Annotated in this window: 15 protein-coding genes and 2 pseudogenes; 12 read left to right on the top strand and 5 right to left on the bottom strand. The window is 56.9% G+C overall.

The features are described 5' to 3' along the window. The 8 genes from CWO89_RS25975 to CWO89_RS25950 form a co-directional block, all read left to right on the top strand. A partial coding sequence (locus CWO89_RS25975) for a pyridoxal-phosphate dependent enzyme (protein ID WP_130581492.1) occupies nucleotides 1-714 on the top strand: 714 nt, incomplete at its 5' end. Between the two features lie 4 nt (nucleotides 715-718). Then, nucleotides 719-1,417, top strand: coding sequence for a VTT domain-containing protein (locus CWO89_RS25970; RefSeq protein WP_130581491.1), 699 nt, complete (start codon nucleotides 719-721; stop codon nucleotides 1,415-1,417). Nucleotides 1,418-1,542: 125 nt separating this feature from the next. Then, the gene (locus CWO89_RS25965) at nucleotides 1,543-2,436 is read left to right on the top strand and encodes a transporter substrate-binding domain-containing protein (protein WP_130581490.1); all 894 of its coding nucleotides are present in this window, start codon (nucleotides 1,543-1,545) and stop codon (nucleotides 2,434-2,436) included. Beyond that, a complete protein-coding gene (locus CWO89_RS25960) occupies nucleotides 2,436-5,297 on the top strand; it encodes a putative bifunctional diguanylate cyclase/phosphodiesterase (RefSeq protein WP_130581489.1) in 2,862 nt (953 codons plus the stop codon). The genes CWO89_RS25965 and CWO89_RS25960 overlap by 1 nt, the downstream gene beginning before the upstream one ends. Before the next feature lie 90 nt (nucleotides 5,298-5,387). Further along, a complete protein-coding gene (locus CWO89_RS47130; RefSeq protein WP_207234570.1) occupies nucleotides 5,388-5,699 on the top strand; it encodes a hypothetical protein in 312 nt (103 codons plus the stop codon). Beyond that, entirely contained in the window at nucleotides 5,696-5,983 is a 288-nt protein-coding gene (locus CWO89_RS47125; protein WP_207234569.1) for a hypothetical protein, read from the top strand. The genes CWO89_RS47130 and CWO89_RS47125 overlap by 4 nt, the downstream gene beginning before the upstream one ends. 333 nt (nucleotides 5,984-6,316) lie before the next feature. After that, nucleotides 6,317-6,703, top strand: coding sequence for a hypothetical protein (locus CWO89_RS47115; RefSeq protein ID WP_207234568.1), 387 nt, complete (start codon nucleotides 6,317-6,319; stop codon nucleotides 6,701-6,703). A gap of 964 nt (nucleotides 6,704-7,667) precedes the next feature. Continuing rightward, nucleotides 7,668-8,084: an integrase core domain-containing protein gene (locus CWO89_RS25950; protein ID WP_245476577.1), complete on the top strand. Its 417-nt coding sequence runs from the start codon at nucleotides 7,668-7,670 to the stop codon at nucleotides 8,082-8,084. 199 nt (nucleotides 8,085-8,283) lie between these two features. Here the strand turns inward: CWO89_RS25950 and CWO89_RS46165 are convergent, their stop codons facing one another. The 4 genes and pseudogenes from CWO89_RS46165 to CWO89_RS25930 all read right to left on the bottom strand — a co-directional run bounded on the left by CWO89_RS46165 (nucleotide 8,284) and on the right by CWO89_RS25930 (nucleotide 13,996). After that, nucleotides 8,284-8,430 (bottom strand): hypothetical protein, encoded by a 147-nt coding sequence (locus CWO89_RS46165; RefSeq protein WP_165421346.1) that lies wholly within the window; start codon nucleotides 8,428-8,430, stop codon nucleotides 8,284-8,286. 672 nt (nucleotides 8,431-9,102) lie between these two features. After that, nucleotides 9,103-10,239: pseudogene (locus CWO89_RS25945) on the bottom strand (TAXI family TRAP transporter solute-binding subunit); the annotation flags it as partial. A gap of 40 nt (nucleotides 10,240-10,279) precedes the next feature. Further along, complete coding sequence (locus CWO89_RS25940) at nucleotides 10,280-11,038, bottom strand: SEL1-like repeat protein (RefSeq protein ID WP_130581487.1); 759 nt, start codon at nucleotides 11,036-11,038, stop codon at nucleotides 10,280-10,282. A 1,415-nt stretch (nucleotides 11,039-12,453) separates the two neighbouring features. Continuing rightward, nucleotides 12,454-13,996 (bottom strand): annotated as a pseudogene (locus CWO89_RS25930) (adenylate/guanylate cyclase domain-containing protein). A gap of 395 nt (nucleotides 13,997-14,391) precedes the next feature. Between CWO89_RS25930 and CWO89_RS25925 the strand changes: the two are divergent. The 4 genes from CWO89_RS25925 (at nucleotide 14,392) to CWO89_RS25910 (ending at nucleotide 16,330) form a co-directional block, all read left to right on the top strand. Further along, entirely contained in the window at nucleotides 14,392-14,838 is a 447-nt protein-coding gene (locus CWO89_RS25925; protein WP_130581486.1) for a hypothetical protein, read from the top strand. A gap of 361 nt (nucleotides 14,839-15,199) precedes the next feature. Continuing rightward, entirely contained in the window at nucleotides 15,200-15,391 is a 192-nt protein-coding gene (locus tag CWO89_RS25920; protein WP_130581485.1) for a hypothetical protein, read from the top strand. 173 nt (nucleotides 15,392-15,564) lie between these two features. Then, a complete protein-coding gene (locus tag CWO89_RS25915) occupies nucleotides 15,565-15,792 on the top strand; it encodes a hypothetical protein (RefSeq protein WP_130581484.1) in 228 nt (75 codons plus the stop codon). 241 nt (nucleotides 15,793-16,033) lie between these two features. Further along, nucleotides 16,034-16,330 (top strand): hypothetical protein, encoded by a 297-nt coding sequence (locus tag CWO89_RS25910; protein ID WP_165421345.1) that lies wholly within the window; start codon nucleotides 16,034-16,036, stop codon nucleotides 16,328-16,330. A gap of 43 nt (nucleotides 16,331-16,373) precedes the next feature. Here the strand turns inward: CWO89_RS25910 and CWO89_RS25905 are convergent, their stop codons facing one another. Beyond that, nucleotides 16,374-16,583, bottom strand: a complete 210-nt coding sequence (locus tag CWO89_RS25905) for a hypothetical protein (RefSeq protein ID WP_130581482.1) — start codon at nucleotides 16,581-16,583, stop codon at nucleotides 16,374-16,376. Nucleotides 16,584-16,969: the final 386 nt, after the last annotated feature.

Genomic DNA, 16,969 nt, shown 5'->3' with positions numbered 1-16,969 from the left:
CTAGTTCAGCGCGTTGCCATAACCAAGAACGACGTCGAATTGGTGGGCGAGGCGGCTCACGAATTTGCAAGGCACTGGCTGCATCCGGACACGGATTCGCTTGTTCCGCCAGGCGGTTCGAACGAATTAAGCGTGTTGGGGCATATGAATGCGGTCGCCGAGCTGGCGCAGTGGCTCGACGCCGCTCAGGCATGGGAAACGCCGCCCGATGTGATCTTTGTTCCCATGGGCAGCGGTTCGACTGTGCTCGGCCTGCTCTTCGGCGTCCACCTGATGGGATGGCAAACCAAGGTGGTAGGGGTGGCCGATCAGGACAAACCTTATTTGACACGATGGTTGGTCAATCGGCAGCCCTCTCTGCCCTTTGTGGAAGGAAACGTCACCCAGCTCGCACGCAGCACGGCGGCTTGGCTGCAAAAGATCCGCTTTCCAGGCATTTCGCCCAACACTCTTCGTCGTGTGCGGGAGGAAATTTTTGTCCCGGATTCTAACAGCTGGGGTCCAGGCTACGGTTTGGTCGAAAGCGTCGATACCGTGTGGGCGGAGGAATTGAAGGAGGCAGGGCTCAACCTCGATCCGGTATTTACGTTGAAGGCTTGGCGGTCGCTGCTCGCCTTGTCTCGAACTGGGACACTGAATAACAAGAAGGTCCTGTTTTGGAACACCTACAACAGCTTTGATTATACGCCGTCTCTCTTATCCGGTTTGGGCTAGTGTTATGCGTAGTCACAAAGCGGTAATCTTCTATTTGTCGGCTGTTCTCCTTCTGTCGTCGGCGTATTTTGCGTCGCCCATGTCGAGAGAAGGAGCCTCGCAGCTGTTCCCAGGCTTGTGGACATTGGCGGAAGCGAATCCGCTCGTAACAGCTTTGACGTTTCTGCTTGCATCAGCCGCGCTTGCCTTTCTGGCGTTTCCTTCCATGCCCATGGTTTACCTGGCGGCAGGCTTTTACATGGATGGATTCGCCGGAGGTGCAACGGTCTTGCTCGGCAGTACCTTTGGCGGTTTGAGCGCGTTTTTGTTTTACCGGAAGCAGATTCAGCAACGTCTTAGCGGTCGCTTAGATCACTACTCCGCTGTCAAGCTTTGGCTGACTTTGCTCGGATTACGCCTCTCGCCACTCGTGCCAGCGCCATTGGCGAACTTCTTTGCTGCAGTCTTTCGTGTCTCGCCCCTCCAATACCTGACAACGAGTGTGTTAGGCAGTGCGCCGCTCGTACTGCTTTATGCGCAGATAGGACAGCAAGGGCACCAATACTTGTCTCGCGTAACTCCTCATTGGCACGAATTTTCAGGATACGTCATCATATTAACCTTAAGTACGTTGTTGAGCGCGATCGGTCCTTGGAGGTCGGTGCTGAACGAACTCAAGAACCTGAAGGATTCGCTTCCACTACAGCCAGCGACGAGCCCGTAATCCATCGCCGCCAAGCCAGCTTTTGGTGGCCGAATTGGATTGCACTTAACTGTTTTTCGCTATCTTTTCTTAATGCCGGACTTTTAGGGTGCATTTTTATCGCTGTAAAAGCAAAGTGTACCTTCATGTTCTCGAAGCGTTTCGTGCTTGGGTCGCTCAGCGGCGCAATGGCTTGTTTGTTTGCGGCCTCTAGCTGGGCAGCTGATCTCGCGGAGATCAAGAAGCGCGGCGAAATTCGCCATATCGGTATCCGCTACGCTAATTTCGTCACCGGCGCTGGTGACGGTTTCGACGTGGAGTTGATGCAGGGCTTCGCTAAACGGATCGGCGTATCTTACAAGCTTGTCTACTCAGATTTTTATTCGGTGATCCGCGATCTGCTCGGCAAAGATGCGGTGCGCAAAAATGGCGAGGTGGCGCTGACAGGCGACTATCCCATCAAGGGGGACGTGATTTCGAGCGGTTTCACCATACTGCCGTGGCGAGAGGCCGTTCTCCTATATTCCGATCCGACCCTTCCCTCCCAGGTTTTGTTAGTGGCGCCAGCCGAGTCTGATCTAAAGCCAATCGAGGGTAGCGCCGATCTCGAGGCAGATATCGCTGAGACGCGGAAAGCCATCGGCTCCAGGAGCGTGCTCGTCATGGAGCGCACCTGCTTGGACCCAGCCAACTACGACCTGGTCAATGTCGGTATCGACCTGAAGGCCTACAATAAGAGTTCGAACCTCAACGAGATGGTGCCGGCGATGCTCAACAGGGAAGCTGAGCTGACGCTGCTTGACGTGCCAGACGCCATTCTCGATTTGCGAAAATGGGCTGGCAGGATCAAGATTCTAGGACCGATCTCCGGCCCGCAGATGTTGGCAACTGCCTTTCCAAAAGATGCGACGGCTTTGCGCGACGAATTCAATGCCTATTTGAGGGACCTCAAAGCTTCCGGCGCCTATGACCGGCTCGTGAACAAATACTATCCCGGCATCCGCCGCTTCTTTCCGGAATTTTATGCAAAGACGAATTGATGCAGCCTTGGCTGGCCAATTTTAGTCGATCCCTGGCTCTGCGTTGGCCATTCATAGCAGCCGCGGCCTTTCTGCCGTCAATATTGTTTCTGATTGTCAATCTCTACACATCGCAAGTGGAATTACGTCAAAACGCCGATGCGCGTTTTCTATCAATCGGTGAAGCGCGGACCAGCCAGATTGGCGAATTTTTGATCGAGCGCCGGCAGGCCGTCGCGCGGCTCGCCGCCAGTGAGGACATCTCCAATTATTTCAGCAACCTCGATCTCGGGATGTCCGTCAAGTATGGACTCTTTGCTAATCTGGCTGCAATCGAGGGTCGTTTCCAGACTACCTTGGATGAAGATAAATATCGCGGCCAACCCTGCTACTCGCGCCTGACTTTCTTCGACAACAACGGCGTGACGCAAGCTGATGTCGGCGCATCCGGCGTGCCAACGCTCTCTCCCATTGGGAACCTCGTCGAGCCGAATGTTCAGATCGACGAGAAGCGCCGCCTGCTTGTAGCCAGTGCGCCGGTGTTGCAGAAGGGCGGGGTACGGGGAACGGTGCAGAGTATAAGCGACCTCAATCTGCTTGCATCATTAGTACCTAGCAACGATCTGGGACAGCCCCATGAATTCCTGTTGGCCGATGACGGCGAGGTGTTATTCCCGGTCGAGCTCGGACACTCGCCTGTTGCTACCAGCGGCGCCGCGCTGGCCGCTCTGCCGGCTGGCCGCATTCAGGCTCTATCAGTTGTCCTGGCTCCCGGGCTGAAGGGATATTTTGCGCTGCGCCTGCCGCTTCGTGGCACACGGCTTTCCGTCCTGCGTCTGGCGAGCGAAGAAGAACTTTACGGCACTACACTTTCGCCGACCTCTGTATTTTGTCTGGGTCTCCTCGCTATCGCGCTATTCGTGCTGGCCATCGGCTTCGAACGAATGCGTCAGAATTCGGCGCGACTGCAAATTAAGTTCGTTGAATCCAATCGTCACAGAGCGGAGTTGGCCGAACATAACGGTGCACTCTCGCAAGAGATTAAGCGTCGCGAAGCGATTGAGATCGACCTGCAACGGCAGAGCGATGCGCTTGACAAGACAAATGCTGAATTGCGCATCGCCGCTGCCGCCTTCAATGCTCAAGAGGGAATGATTGTCACCGATACCAAGGGCGTGATCTTGAGTGCCAACCGCGCCTTCGTCACCTTGACTGGTTATGCGATGGAAGAGTTGGTTGGACAAACGGCACGTCTATTCCAGTCGCATCGTCGCAACGCTGAGTTTTACCAGAGCCTGTGGCACTCCCTTCAGAGCACCGGTAGCTGGCAGGGCGATATGAGTATCAGGACGAAGAGCGGAGAACATTGCGCGCGCTGGCTGACGATATCCGCCGTGAAAAACGAGGCAGGGGAAGTTACCAATTACATCGGCTCTTATTATGACATTTCCAAACTCAAGCACGCTGAGGAAAAGATCCGGGAATTAGCTTTTTTCGATCAACTTACAGGCTTGCCGAACCGTGTCTTGTTGATCGACCGCGTGCGTCAGGCGCTCAATGCCAATAGTCGTCATAAATCCTACGGCGCTGTGCTTTTCATTGATCTCGATAATTTTAAGACTCTGAACGACTCGCTTGGCCACGACATGGGCGATCTCCTGCTGAAAGCGGCGGCTCAGCGCATCGCTCGATGTGTAAGGGCAGAAGATACAGTTGCCCGCTTCGGCGGCGATGAATTTGTGGTTCTTCTTGCCAATCTCGGTACCCAAAAGGCAAAAACCGCTGCTTTGCAAGCAGAGGCAATTGGAGAAAAGATTGTTGCCGCCTTCACTGATACCTTTCGCCTTAACGCATATGAATATCCATGCACGCCCAGCATCGGTGTGACCCTATTTTCTCCCAAGGATAACAACGTCGACGAACTGCTAAAAAGGGCAGATCTAGCGATGTATGACGCAAAAACCGCTGGCCGGAATGGCCTCCGGTTCTTTGATCCCGTTATGCAGACTATGATTTCGGCGCGAGCAGCCCTTGAGACAGATCTGCGAGAAGATTTAAAAAGGGAAGTGTTTCTGCTGCATTATCAGCCACAGGTCGATCACGGAGGAAGGTTATTGGGCGCGGAGGCGCTGGCCCGCTGGCCACATGCGCAGAAAGGCATGGTTTCTCCAAGCGAATTCATTCCGGCGGCGGAGAGCGCAGGTCTTATCCTGCCGCTCGGCGCTTTGATGCTCAAAATCGCTTGCCGGCAGCTATCTAGTTGGTCGTCAGATCCCGCAACCGAGCACTTAAGTGTTGCGATAAATGTCAGCGCACTGCAGATGCGCCAGAAGAACTTCGTCGATCAAGTTCGTACGATCATCGAGCAAACCGGTGCTAATCCTCGTCGCCTAAAAATTGAACTTACCGAAAGCACACTAGTCAGCAATGTCGACGACGTAATAGCCAAGATGGATAAGTTGAAAGCAATCGGTATCAGCTTTAGCCTCGATGATTTCGGAACCGGCTATTCGTCCCTCTCATACCTAAAGCGTCTTCCTATCGATCAGCTCAAGATTGATCGCAGCTTTGTCAAGGATGTCTTAGTCGATCCTAATAGTGCCGCGATAGCCAAGATGATCATCGCACTTAGCAGAAGCCTTGGTCTTTCCGTCATCGCCGAGGGCGTGGAAACGGAAGAGCAATATACCTTCTTAGCGCGGTATGGGCGGCTCAATTACCAAGGCTATTTGTTTGGCCGCCCTCTTCCGCCGGAGGATTTCGAAAGGCTCGCGCGAGCTTTCTCGCCGCGTCAAGCTCCGAATCAGAAACCCGCTTCTGTCGATCGAACGTACGCATGGCCTACCGCTTCAAAGCTCGTCTCTACCATCCCCCGCGTTTAAGTTTTTTTAGCACATAGCTCCTGAGTCGCCTTGAATCTTTTTATGTGCGATCTGGACTACAATTCTAAAGTCTTTTGATCGGAGGTGGCCATGACCAGAGCTTTGCTTGCCCTGTTCGTCGCGATTCTAGGCATCTGCATGGCAGCAGCAGAGGAGCCTCTGTCCGCCCAAGATGCTCTCATCGCTCGCGCAAGATCGCTTGAGCTTGACATGCCCTATGCGCCGCCTCCCGGGGATCCGCTGGAGCATCATACGGCCGGGTTTGCCAAGGTCATGTGCTCGGCGGTTTTCATTACGGGACTTGATCCCCAGTTTGCGGCCGAAAATGTGGGATATCTCACGGGCCCCTATATCTCGGCTCTCAAGGCTGCGTCACACTGCCGGTCGGCGCAACGACCGTGAAGTTCAAGCCGCTTGCCGTGAAGAGCGGGTTGCCGGACCCTGCCACGCAGCGATGGCCGATGGGCGACGTGCTGGGCGATGAGCCACTGCCGCGGGAGATCGACGCGGCGAAGCTTCAGCAGGCCGTGGACGCAGCCTTGGAGCCGGCCGAAGCGATGACCGCGGCTTTTGTGGTCACGTGGAAAGGCCAGCTTATTGCCGAACGTTACGGTCCAGGCATAACTGCGCACACGCTACGACCTCTCGCAGCCGGCACCGATTCCGGAGTGGCAAACGCCGGATGATACCCGTGCAAAGATGCGGGTTGCCAACCTTCTTCACATGTCGAGCGGACTCCGGATCAAAGCGCCGCAGGATCCCGATTACGATCCTTCGGGTCCGTATCCAGACCACGTTTACCTGTACACCGGAGGCATCGTCTCCTGTCACTACGCCGCAACGCGCCCATTGCAATGGCCTCCAAATAGGATCGGTCGCTACCACAACACAGATCCGGTGCTGATCAATTATCTGATACGACTGGCAGGGAGAAACGTGGTGAGGATTATCTATCGTTCCCGCAGCGTCGCTGTTCGACAAGATCGGCATCCGCACGATGGTGATCGAAACCGATCTATTTGGAAACTTTCTCGGGCAGGGATATGATTTGGGGTCAGGACGCGACTGGGCGTCTTGGAAATTTGTATCTTCACGATGGTGTTTGGAACGACGAACGGATTCTTCCAGAGGGCTATGTCAAATTCGCGAGCACGCCTGCGCCTGCCTGGAAAGCTGACGGGCAGCCGATCTACGGCGCCTTCTTCTGGATCAACGGTAACGGCACCTTTCCGGTACCGAAGAATGCCTATTACATGGCAGGCGCAGGTGGTCAGACCACGCTCATTATTCCGTCACACGATCTAACCGTCGTGCGCATCGGGCATTACAAGGGTGCCGCGCCTGGAGCGGCGAGCTTCAGGAAAGCGCTTGCACTCCTGATGCAGGCAGTATCAAAGAGTGATTAACGGGTACGAAGACCGCCGCCATTCGTATCGTGCTTTGATGTAGTTCGAGCGGGTTCGAGGAGCGAGCGCGTTTACGAGGCAGCTGACGCCAGCTCTGAGTCAAGAGCGCCATTTTGACGGGTCGTTACGATCAAGAACGACCACCAAGTTTAGAGCGTGGTTGAGGGCCTCGTTCAAAAGCTCGATTTCTTCCGGTTTGCGCTTGTTCAATAGCGGACTCATTGGCATTGTTCCGTCCCTCAACCAACGCAAACGCAAACAAACCAGCTCCCTTCTTATAGCACTGGATTTTCGTTGACGGCCGGAAAGCCACGGAAGGAGCACTGACCCTTCACGAATGCGAGTTGCTTTTCGCCACTCGGATCGGCGTCACAATAAGAACGGCCGCCAAGAGTGACCTGTGTGTACCGAAAACCTCATCCGAGTGTGATGCCGCGTTGGAATCGCCTAAGCTGGCGTGATGATCGGGCTGTTCTGCTTCGCTCTCGCCGTCCTTGCCTCGCCATTCAAGTCGAAGTTACGGTCTGAAGCCGAGAACGCGGTGCTGCGACATCAGTTATTGTCTTGAGGCGCAGGCCGCGTGGTCGCGTTCGGCTCACGAACTTTGATCGCTGGTTCTTTATCCAGCTGTATCGCTGGTTTCCAGCAATCCTGAAGGTTCTCACAATCATCCGGCCCGAGACGCTCGTGGGTTGGCACAGAGCCGGATTCCGCGGCCACTGGCGTTGGAAGTCGCGCCCACGGCGAGGGCGACCGCAGATCGAAACGGAGCTGCGCGTCTTGGTCCGGCGGATGAGCGTCAAAAATCCGCTTTTGGGGCGGGCCACGTATCCACGGCGAACTGCTCAAGCTCGGGTTTGAAGTCGCGCCGTCGAGCGTCGCCAAGTACATGGTTAAACGACGTGGGCCACCCGGCCCGGGATGGCGAACCTTCCTGTGTAATCATGCTCCGGACGTTGCCGCCTTGGACTTGTTTGTTGTCCCGACCACTGGCTTCGACCTGCTTTATGCCTTCATCATCGTGCGGCTCGATCGTAGGGACCTCGCATGGATCAACGTCACGACCAACCCGACAGCAGAGTGGGTTGCACGTCAGATAACCGAGGCCTTTCCTTGGGACGCGGCTCCCGCTTACGTGATCCGAGACCGCGATCGGATCTACGGCACCGTCGTCACACGCCGACGGCGTGCCATGGGCATCCGGGACAAGCCTGTTGCACCGGCCTCACCTTGGCAGAATGGCTTTGCCGAGCGGCTGATCGGGTCAACCCGCCGTGAATGTGTGGACCACATCATTGTCCTGGGCGAGGCACATCTGCGCCGGATTCTAAAATCTTACGCTCGCTACTATAATGAAACTCGGACGCATGGCCTTGGATAAGGATGCGCCCGTTTCTCGCCCGGTTCAGCGAATCGGTGTGGTCAGGTCATTCGCCATCCTGGGCGGGCTTCATCACCACTATGGCCGAGCTTTAGTTTTCGGTACACACAGCTCCTTCCCTCTGGTCGGCTACGCTCTGCATCATGAAATTTCATACAAGCCGCGCTCACGGCGCCGTCTTTTATTATTCGTACGTGAGTCACGGGCGCTTTTTTCTTTTCTCCTCCTCTTCCTTAAGCGCAGCGTCAACGAACACGACGATGGCCTTGCGAGTGTCGGGCGCCTTGAGTTTTTGGAACGCCTTGATCAGGCGGAGCATCTGCAAATCTTCTAAGTATTTAGACATGGAATCAGCTCCCGCCGCAAAGACAGACGGGTTTGCCAAAATCGTCAGTAAGGCAGGATAGTTCCGGGCTTTAACCTTAGTAGCAGCACCACAATCTCTTTGGCGTGGCGCTCACGAAGCTTATCGTGAGCTCCAGCACGTTTAGGAGTCTTGCCTACTCTCGCTCAACAGCGAGATGGGCGCAGCTCGTGGCTTGCCGAAAACGGTATCGCTCCAATGACTTGCTCCGTGACAGCGATCAACCGGGCACGCGCAAGAGATGCCCTCGATTGGCTCTGCCAAAATCCTCTTGCAAAAACGGCGTTGCAAGCCTGGGCAGGGCGCGACACGAGGGCTCTGCTATCGGTAGACAGGCTGTCGATCAGCGAAGCCACTAAACGGATGATAGGTAGTCGACATGTCTCGAGTGACATCAGGAACCGGAGTGGTGCCGGGAAACGGATTCCGCCAGGCTTCTCCGCTCGCGCGGCCGCAGGCATCTGGGTCGGTAGAAAAGTTGCGGTGGCCGTCAAGCCGGCATCCGGTCGCCGCGCCTTGCTGGTTCGAGGTGTCAAATGCCCGTCTTGCAGAATGTGATCGGCGCGGCGGGTAGCGCGGAGGCGCAGCTTGCTTTCCGGATTTCCGGGCATGGTCCCGGTCTCGACTGTTCTGGGAGCCTATATGCGAACTCTCCTCTGCGCGCGCCTCCCTTCCTGCCTCCCAAGTCTGAAATTGCCGAAATAGTGCTTCCTTGTCGGTCTCCGACTCGACGTTGGTCGCTGTTGCCTGATTCTCGCGCAGAAATGCCTCAAAGCGTTCTCGCTTTACCGGCTCAATGCCATGTTTGTCGAGCCATTGCTGCGCAAGCGGCAGGCGACTCCAGCCGGTGAGCGGCGCCGCCAGCGAGACCTCCTTCCACTTGGGATGAAAGGGCGGGTTCTGCAAAGCCGAGAATTTCGTGAAAAAGGCGTCCACAAAGAGGCCAAGCTTGCGGCGACGTTCGGTGCTAGGAGGCCAATTATACGCTGCAAGCACCGATGGTACCGCCATCGTTTCCACCGTTTCCCCTTCGGCAATCAGGTTCGGAAAGTCCTTCGAAGTCAGGCTCGTCGGCAGATAGTCGCTCTGCAAGGGCTTCGAATACTCCACCGTTGCAAGATGAAAGCGGCCGTCATTGCTAAACGTGGTGACAGACAGGTACGGTTTACCGCCAACCACGATGACAGCGTCGAGCTCGCCCTTCTTCAATTTCTCCATCGCGATCCGCTGCTCAACATAAACAAAGTTGGCTTTGATCCCCAGCCGCTCGAACACCGTTAGTGCGGTCACAAACGTGCCGCCATCGGGCAGGTCCACGCTCACCGTCTTACCTTCGAGATCGTTCAGTGTGTTGATAGTCCTTAGTGCGATGACCTGCATCTCCTCATTGTAGAGTTTTGTCACATAGGTGAACTGCTTCTTGATGCCGGTCGCGAAGCCCTTCTTTTCGAGGTAGTCAAGCGTGTCGGCGCGCACGATGCCGAGATCGACGCCCTTCAGGAAAAGGATGTCAGCGACGCTTTGCACCGAACCCCGACCAATGATCGGCAGGACCCGCAGATTATTTGCATCATCGAGCACGGAGGCGAGGTCGGCACCGAATTGCACATAGGTGCCGCCAATCGTGCCGGTCAGCAGCGTAACCGTGTTAGCGTTAAGCGCCTTCCTGGTAGAGAGCGAGCCGAACTGGAAGATAGCCCTCAGGCTGTCGCTGACCTTGGCCGGATCATAGTCAATCTGTTCGGCGTGAGCCGCAGCGCCGGGAGCCATCATGAGCAGCACGGCAAGCATTCTGAGGTTCTGACGCACGGTACCCTCCCGATGTGGAGAATCAGTCGCCAAGTTGAGCGAGACGCTGCTGGGCTTCGGTTGAGCCGAAATTGGCGGCCTGGCGGTACCAGTCGCGCGCCACTGCAGGGTCAGGTGTTACGCTTCGCGGGTCGTGCACTCCAAGCACAGCCAGATCATAGGTCTGTGCCAGCAGCAATGCCGCCGTCGCGTCCCGCGCATTGGCAACTCGTTCGAGCAGCAGCCGCGCCCCACCAATGTCGCCGTGTGCCAGCAGGCCCTTCGCGCGCGTCGTCAGCGCGGCCATCGTTTCGGGATCGAGCGCTTTTGGCGGCGCAACAGGCTCATTCGGTGTCGGCGCGGGTGCGGCAACCTCACTCTGCAGGGCCATCTGATAGGCGTTTACTATGGCATCGCGGCTCGGCGCGCCTAGTTCCGGCGCGCTCTTGTCGGCGTTCTCGGTTCGCGTTGGTAGTTGATCCTTCGCGCTTCCCATAGATCCATTTGCCTTGTCGCTCACGATGCGAATGATATCGGAATCGAACATCGCCACCGAAACGGCGAACACCGAACCCGCCAGTGCGCCAGCCACAATCCATGGCAGGATGCCTGTCCGTTGCTGTGCCAACAAAGGCGCAAACTCTTGCGGATCCGGCTGATCACGAGGGTCGGAAAGAAACAACGGGACAGAATCTTCATCCGAGGAGACAGGTGAGTATTGCGGGTCTCTTCGGGGCTCATCGAATGTCCAAGCATCCGACCCCGGAGGCGGGCGGTATGTCGTTTGCTCGATGGCGCTCATGCTCCCCTCCTAACGCTACAACCGGGGAGCCCTCTGGCGCCAAAAGCGCCCGGGGCCTTTTAAACACAGAGTGCCGGGCAGATCCTGGCACGTTAACATAAGCCTTTCGACCGTTGATCGTTCCGCACCGAACCGGCTGGCGCGCTAGGTAGCAGGTCGCCTTTTGACTGATTAATCGAGGCGCTTATAGCTCTCCGATTTAATTATTATTTATTGGGAGACGCGCCATTTAATTCCTATAGGAACGATAGTGACCGATCACTTGTGCGTCCGCGATGGCAACTTAAGTCGGAGGACCGGTGAAGCTCGAGCGCGATCTGGCCCGCCGGAGTAGCCCCGTTTCTTCTGCGTTGAAATGCCGATATTAAAAACCTGGTCCAGGATTCGCCTGTCCCTATCGGAAATGTAATCCGGCTGGCAAGTAAAGCCGAATCGCGCAATGCTTCTGCCTTATGAGAGAAGCTTGCAGCCTGGTCTGGTCGGTGCTGGTCTTATTGGTCCGGTCGCGGGCCTCGCTGGAGCTGAGATCCTGGTCCTTCGTCATCAACTTAACATCCAGGGCGGCATCTGCCGAAGCGACTAACCTTCAGTGCCATGGATCGCCTGATCTTTGTTGGGCTATATCGTTTGGTACCAAGTGTTCTCAATGCGCTGGCGATCGTGAAGCCGGAGACCGTGATTGGATGGCACCGCGGCGGGTTCAGATCGTACCGGCGGTGGAAGTCGCGGCGCCGTGGTGGCCGCCCAACTGTAGCGCCTGAGATACGCAAGCATATCCGCGAGATGAGCATTGCCAATCCGCTGTGGGGAGCGCGCCGCGGATCCATGGAGAACTTCTCAAGATCGACATCGAGATCGGACAGACCAGCGTGGCCAAGTACATGGCCAGGCGAAGAGACCCTGTGCCTATCGTAAATCCAATCCGCTGGCGGTTGATCGAAAATCGAGCGATGCTGCTGCTCGACGTTAGATTTGTGCAAACTGATCTTTGGGACAGTGATCGATCTGCTACGGTCGCGAGCAACGCTTGAGGCTGAGATTTTGGTGCTGAGGCAGCAGATCAATGTGCTGCGGCGTGCCAATCCCAGGAGACTTCCATTCGGGTCGATTGACAGGCTGATATTGGGAGGCGTCTGCCGGATGTTTCCCAAGACGTATGATGCACTTGCAATTGTCCGACCCGATACGGTGATCCGCTGGCACCGCGCCGGTTTCAGATTGTATTGGCACTGGAAATCGCGACGCCGCTGCGGTCGACCAACCGTGCCGTTGGAAATTCGCCGGCTGATCCGCGAGATGAGCACCGCCAACCCGTTGTGGGGAGCGCCGAGAATCCATGGTGAGCTTCTCAAGCTCGGCATCGGTGTCGGCCAGACCAGCGTCGCCAATACATGGCGCGGAGGAGGGGCCCTCCGTCACAGGGATGGAAGACCTTCCTTCGCAACCATGCGGATGGCATCGCCGCGATGGACCTGTTCGTCGTGCCGACAGTCTCGTTCCGGCTGCTGTATGGCCTCCTGATCATGGACATGGGTTTCAGTTTCCGTGGCACGACCGATAAACATTTTGGCGAGGCCGATCCAAGCGTGAGCATGGGCCAAATTGCGGTCCAGCACTAACGCCCGTTCACATTCAGCTATGCCGTGAGCTGCACGGTAAGTCAGAATTTGGATGATGCCCAACATCAGGTGCGCCAACGCATGCTGCGGCGCCAGCGACAGAGCCTTGTTCAGCGCTGCCTCGGCCGCCGCCAAGCGCGAAACGGGGTCGTCGTCGGTTAAAAGGGCGCTGGCAATTGTCTCATCGACGGTTGCTCTGCCGACCAGCGCCTCAATGCAAACGAGGTCGAGTGCCAAAGCTCGTTCAAAGAGCCCGCGCGCTTGCATCATGTACTCCGGGGTAGTGTCCCTGTTCGCGAAAGCCATGCCTTGGAAATACAGATCCATCGGGTCTGGATTTGCAGCATGTTCGGCTCGCTGCGCTTCGGCTGCTATAAGCTCAGCATTTAGCGCGTTGGCCAGCCGCGCTACAATTTCGTCCTGCATGTCGAACAGATCGGCGACAGGCTTATCGAACCGCTCCGCCCAAAGATGATTGGCGGTTTCGGCGTCGATCAGCTGTACATTAACCCGAAGCCGGTTGCCACCACGCTGCACGGAGCCCTCAAGCACGTACCGGACGTTCAACGCGCGTCCGATCTGTTTGAGATCAACTGCCTTGCCCTTATACGTAAATGCGGTGTGTCGGCCGATCACAAACGAGCCTGAGATGCGCGATATGTCTGTAGTCAGGCTTTCAGTTACACCATCGACGAAGTAATCTTGCTCCGGATCGCCGCTGAGATTGGCGAAGGGCAGCACAACGATAGAAAGGCGCGGTGGCGTGTGTGGACCCGACCTCGATCGATCGGCCTGCGTCGCTTGGCTAGGTCCATAGCTGAACACGGTGTACGCGCGAACCGGGCGCTCGATGTTCTTGAGGTCCTGCTCGCCTAAATCGGTGAACTCTACCCCTACCTTGCCCCGGACTTGACGCCGAGATGCAGATGCCGCCGGGCTTTGGGATGCTCCCAAGTCGCGCCGCGATGTTGACGCCATCTCCAAAGATGTCATGCCGCTCGAGGATAACGTCGCCTATATTGACGCCCACACGGAAGGCAATACGACTGTCTTCCGCATCAGCGCTTGTAAGCCCTTTGACGCGGTTCTGGAACTGCACAGCGGCCCGAACCGCTTCGACCGCACTTGCAAACTCTGCCAAGAACCCGTCGCCAGTGTTCTTGACGATGCGGCCGCCGTGTTCGGACATCGCGGGCGTGACACAGTCCGCGAGCAGCGCTGCCAGTTTGGCGTGCGTAGCCTCTTCGTCATGGTGCAGGAGCCGCGAATAGCCTGCGACGTCAGCGGCCAATATCGCCGACAACCGCCGCTCGACCCGGACTGGCCGCTCTTGCACCATGGCTCGCAATCCAAACCCACGGCCCACTGTACGACGGATCGAACGGCGGTGCCAAACGCGTTTGGACGGGATGCCCGGCCCGAGGCTGATGCCGGTCATTGGCACTTGCCGAATGGCGACTTACGGTCGGGGATGTCGGCTTTCATGGGATTGCCGGACACGGTCAGATGACCGCTCTGTCCTCGCTTTTGACCCCACTTAGACATCGCAACTGCAGCCGCGCTGCCGTTGACACCCTCTCGGACGGGGTCCATGCTGGGTTAGCGCGTTCGGCATTCGAGGCAGTGTCGGCGACGAACCTCGTTCCAATAAACAACCGTGCCGAGCCGCAGCATCCGCTTGACGGATCAATTCGGCTTCGAATGGGCACGCGCTCCTTAACCGGAGGGAACGCCATGTCAAACAAGACACCCTTTATGTACGTCATACCTTTCGGTCTGGCGCTAAGCCCGATTTGTTTCTCCACGGTGTCGGCCCAAGAAAGATGCAAGGTCAGTGAGGATGCCACGGCCGCTAAATCCAACTATACTCAGCAACATGTGCTCGACGTCGGTGATGTACCTGGGCATCAGATCCGAGTTTACGAGCTCCACCGTACCTATGCGAACGACAAGCCAAACTGCGAGAACCTCAAGCGCACCGAGTTATGGAGCCGAGGTTATTCCGACTACATCGATCGCAATGGCCGAACCTGGGGATACGACGTAACCTTGCTCGAAAATGGCGACAAGATCTTTTCTCAATTTGATGGAACGAGCCAAACCACGGTCGCACCCGATGGTTCAAAGAAAAGCACCTTCACAGGTGTCACTCAATACACCGGCGGCACCGGAAAATACTAGGGTATTCGCGGCTTCTTAAGGATCCACGCTGTGTTTGAGCCCGACAAGAACGTGAACCAGCTGCAGACTGAGGGTGAGTACTGGTTGCCAGCTTCAACGGTGGGTCAGAGTCAAAAGTGACGACCAGCGCGGAGCACGTCCGCTTTACCCCCCGTAGCCGCCACGAACGGATGTGATCCTGGGGAACGATCCGCCGTTCCGTCAACGTCCGTTCGTGCCCATAGCTGGAGACCGCATCGAAGATCACTACATCGGCTCGCCGCGGTAGACCGGACGTCGCTCAGCGCGCCCTAATCCCGCTCGTCGCCCAACTCCGAAAAAGGGATTGAATGTCCCAAGGTCACATTCAAGGAGCAACAACATGACCCCACAAATTCCCGAGGTGGTTCCGACCAGGATCGACTGGTATGTCTCCGCGATCGGCGGCAACACGATGCCACCCCGAGATCCTGATGAAGAGGACGACGGCGACCAAGACGACGAAGGGGAGGACGACGACGAAGAGAACCGAACCGACGCACCGCCGGTCGTGCGCGAGCCGGACGAAGGCTAAGCAGGATGCTTAGGATTGGCATCGCCTGAGCGTTGGAGAGTGTTATCCGCGGCCCACGTGCTGCGCGTTGGCGGCTCCATGGCCCTTCTAATCCCAAGTGCATGGCCAGACGTCGAACGGACGACGGTTCTCGGCGGAGCAACCTCTTGGCATTCACTGGTGCAGGAGACAGCATGACCCTCATATGGCTTGGCATGCTCTTTGTGTTCGGCGGCGTGCTCCAGATGGTCTTTCAGGCAATCTGGCGCGGCCGATTAAGCGGCGGAAGGCCGCTTCGCTCCGGGCGTGACACGCTGGAACCGGAAAGACCGGGGAGCGGCTTCGAACTCAAATCAAATTGGCCTGGACTTGTGCTAGTCGCGCTCGGCGGTGCTTTTTTGCTGGCCGCGGCCGCCATTTAATTGAAACGAAGCTTGTTAACGTCTCGGGCGCGCGTACCTCGGCGCTGTAGCCAGTCTCTTCTTGGCCCCAAGCCGAAGAAGCTCGATATCGCCTGCACATCAGCTCTCATGGTAGACCTGACTACTCTCACGCGGGTCTCGACCGGCCGGTTTTGACCCATCTCGGAAGTATGCCCTAGTCCAATAGCGGCCCGATATGCTTTGATGCGGAGGGCTAGCACTGAGACGCATGAGCGGCCTCATGTACATAGTCATTCGAAAGTACACCAAGGTTCGTTCGGTTGCGGATGCTGCCCGCCGCGCCAAAAGCGGCATCGGTCAGATCCTAAGGGAATCGCACGGATTCAGATCTTATTACGTACTGGATGGGGGCGAAGGCGTCGGTGTCGCTGGGATGATATTCGAGGACCGCGAAAGCGCCATTGCGGCGCAGGATAAAGTAATGAAGTTTGTTCAAGCAAGCCTGTTTGACCTTAATCTTGGAGAGCCCGAAATCATCGCCGGGGAAGTTTTGGTAGATATAGAGTCTGATGCGTAAATTGTTTGTCGACCGGCGACATGGTCCACATCGCGCACCGCTTTCACTGCTGCTCCAGCGGCGGCTCGCCGCGCTCGTCGGCGATCTTGCTGCACGCTTCGGCGATCTCGGTGCGGACCTGACGCACCAGGACCTGCATGTCGCGCGAGCACCGCGCCGCCATGCCGCTCAGATGCATCAGCACTGTGCCAGCGATCTGGTCGATCAGTGCATCGACATCCGCCCGGCGCACCAGTTCGCGCTTCTTCTCCATCAACCGCAGTTGCAGCATCTCGGTCTTGACCTTGACGTGATCAGCGTCAGCCTCACTGCGCGGCGACTGCCGCCTCTCGCGCCGCAGGAATCACAGGTAGGCAACGCGGCCCTGGTCGAGCGGGAAGCCGTCACCTTGCCGCTGGATCATCGGCTTCGAGCTTGCCGATGTACATGGCAGCGCTAATGCTGACGCGCTGACGGCCGCGGGGCCTTCTAAGATGGCATATCCTCCGCCGAAGTTTCCAACCGAGCGCCGGACCGAGCAGCTGTTGGCGTTGGCCGAGCGTATCGGCAACCCGACTCAAGTTAGGCAAGGAGCCCTCGCAGAGTGTGTCCGCTGATTTCAGCCGACATTCGCAGTATGCTGTCCGATTTGTCGTGTAC

Source organism: Bradyrhizobium sp. Leo170 (assembly GCF_004296405.1).
In the GTDB taxonomy this organism is placed as follows: Bacteria; Pseudomonadota; Alphaproteobacteria; order Rhizobiales; family Xanthobacteraceae; genus Bradyrhizobium.
The sequence above is the reverse complement of the archived record's forward strand: the minus strand, read 5'-3'. Positions and strand labels throughout refer to the sequence as shown.

Bases quoted from the DNA above. Each gene is read 5' to 3' on its own strand.
- CWO89_RS25920 (WP_130581485.1), top strand. From the start codon at position 15,200: ATGACCCCACAAATTCCCGAGGTGGTTCCGACCAGGATCGACTGGTAT.
- CWO89_RS25960 (WP_130581489.1), top strand. From the start codon at position 2,436: ATGCAGCCTTGGCTGGCCAATTTTAGTCGATCCCTGGCTCTGCGTTGG.
- CWO89_RS25965 (WP_130581490.1), top strand. From the start codon at position 1,543: ATGTTCTCGAAGCGTTTCGTGCTTGGGTCGCTCAGCGGCGCAATGGCT.
- CWO89_RS47130 (WP_207234570.1), top strand. From the start codon at position 5,388: ATGACCAGAGCTTTGCTTGCCCTGTTCGTCGCGATTCTAGGCATCTGC.
- CWO89_RS25970 (WP_130581491.1), top strand. From the start codon at position 719: ATGCGTAGTCACAAAGCGGTAATCTTCTATTTGTCGGCTGTTCTCCTT.
- CWO89_RS25925 (WP_130581486.1), top strand. From the start codon at position 14,392: ATGTCAAACAAGACACCCTTTATGTACGTCATACCTTTCGGTCTGGCG.
- CWO89_RS46165 (WP_165421346.1), bottom strand. From the start codon at position 8,430: ATGTCTAAATACTTAGAAGATTTGCAGATGCTCCGCCTGATCAAGGCG.
- CWO89_RS25910 (WP_165421345.1), top strand. From the start codon at position 16,034: ATGTACATAGTCATTCGAAAGTACACCAAGGTTCGTTCGGTTGCGGAT.
- CWO89_RS25940 (WP_130581487.1), bottom strand. From the start codon at position 11,038: ATGAGCGCCATCGAGCAAACGACATACCGCCCGCCTCCGGGGTCGGAT.
- CWO89_RS25915 (WP_130581484.1), top strand. From the start codon at position 15,565: ATGACCCTCATATGGCTTGGCATGCTCTTTGTGTTCGGCGGCGTGCTC.
- CWO89_RS25905 (WP_130581482.1), bottom strand. From the start codon at position 16,583: ATGGAGAAGAAGCGCGAACTGGTGCGCCGGGCGGATGTCGATGCACTG.